The sequence below is a fragment of the Cohnella lupini genome (genome assembly GCF_003386205.1).
Classification (GTDB): Bacteria; Bacillota; Bacilli; order Paenibacillales; family Paenibacillaceae; genus Cohnella; species Cohnella lupini.
Genome location: NZ_QRDY01000063.1, coordinates 1 through 1,307 on the forward strand (window position 1 = coordinate 1; position 1,307 = coordinate 1,307).

The following is a 1,307-nucleotide window of genomic DNA, read 5'->3' on the forward strand; positions in this document are numbered from 1 at the left end:
TGGTATTATCCCCTTCAGGTAGACACTCGAAAAAAACCTTATGTTATCATGAGGAACGAGTGAACTTGAAGGGGATATTTTTATGGCTAAAAAGGGACAGGTATTTGAGAAGTACTCAGCAGAGTTTAAGTTGTCAGCGGTCAGACATTATCTTGAGGGAGCAGCGAGCTATCAAGCTGTAGCAGAACAGTTAAAGATTAGGAACTGTACCCAACTTAAAGTGTGGGTTAAGAAGTTTAGCGAGGGGGAGACCTTTAACACACGAAAGGGGTCTGAGCGATCTTCGAGTCCACTTACAGGACGTCCTCGTATGACCTTTGGCTCCATTGAGGAAGAACGAGATTATCTAAAGGTACAGGTAGACTACTTAAAAAAGCGGTATCCAAATCTAGTAAAGGAGAAGCCCTCAGTCAACGGGATAACTATGAAGTAATCGAGGAATTACGCCAGCTACATGACGTTACACGCTTGTTAGCCATTGCGGGGATACCCAGAGCCAGCTATTACAAATGGCGCGCTACGCAAGCCCTGCGCAGCGAGAGACAATTGAAGGATCATGAAATCAAGGAACATATGATGGCTATCCACTTCGCACATCCTTACTTTGGATACCCAAGAATGATGACCGCTTTATGGGAGGCTGGCCACCACGTCAACCATAAGAAAGTAAGCCGACTTATGAAATGTTTATCGATTCAGTCTGTCATTCGAAAGAAACGAAAACAATCCAATTACACACCATCTGTCGTATTCCCGAATCGATTAAACCGTCAGTTTCATGCTACAGCACCCCAGCAGAAAATGGTCACTGACATTACTTATATCTCTGATGGCACAGACTTCCATTACCTATCGGTCATTCAGGATCTATTCAACAATGAAATTGTGGCTTGGCAATTGTCTGCACGAAATGACGTAAAACTTGTGCTCGATACCGTCGAGCAATGGACAAGAAAAAGAGACGTTTCAGAAGCAGTGCTCCATTCGGACCAAGGCTTCCAATATACGTCTCAGGCGTACAACAAACGATTAGAAGCATTCAGCGTTAAGGGCAGCCACTCTCGCAAAGCAACCTGCCTAGATAACGCCTGCATCGAATCCTTCTTTTCGCATCTCAAAACAGAGAAGTTGTACCTCCAACAGTGTAAATCAGGCGCTGAAATTCATCAAGCTGTTGAAGAATACATTTACTTTTATAACTATCAACGATTCCAAGCCAAACTTAAACAACGCGCACCGATTGAGTATCGGCACGCGCTGGCTGCTTAGCTTTTTTTACGTGTCTACTTGACGGGGGTATGACCAGG

At 44.3% G+C, this 1,307-nt stretch carries 1 protein-coding gene and 1 pseudogene; both read left to right on the forward strand.

Annotated elements, in window-relative coordinates; all coding sequences use genetic code 11:
* The first annotated feature begins 82 nt into the window (after nucleotides 1-82).
* On the forward strand, nucleotides 83-433 hold the full coding sequence (locus DFP95_RS29925; protein ID WP_425453340.1) for a transposase: 351 nt from the start codon (nucleotides 83-85) through the stop codon (nucleotides 431-433).
* Nucleotides 424-1,269 (forward strand): annotated as a pseudogene (locus DFP95_RS28590) (IS3 family transposase); the annotation flags it as partial. The gene DFP95_RS29925 and the pseudogene DFP95_RS28590, both read left to right, overlap by 10 nt.
* Nucleotides 1,270-1,307 lie beyond the last annotated feature (38 nt).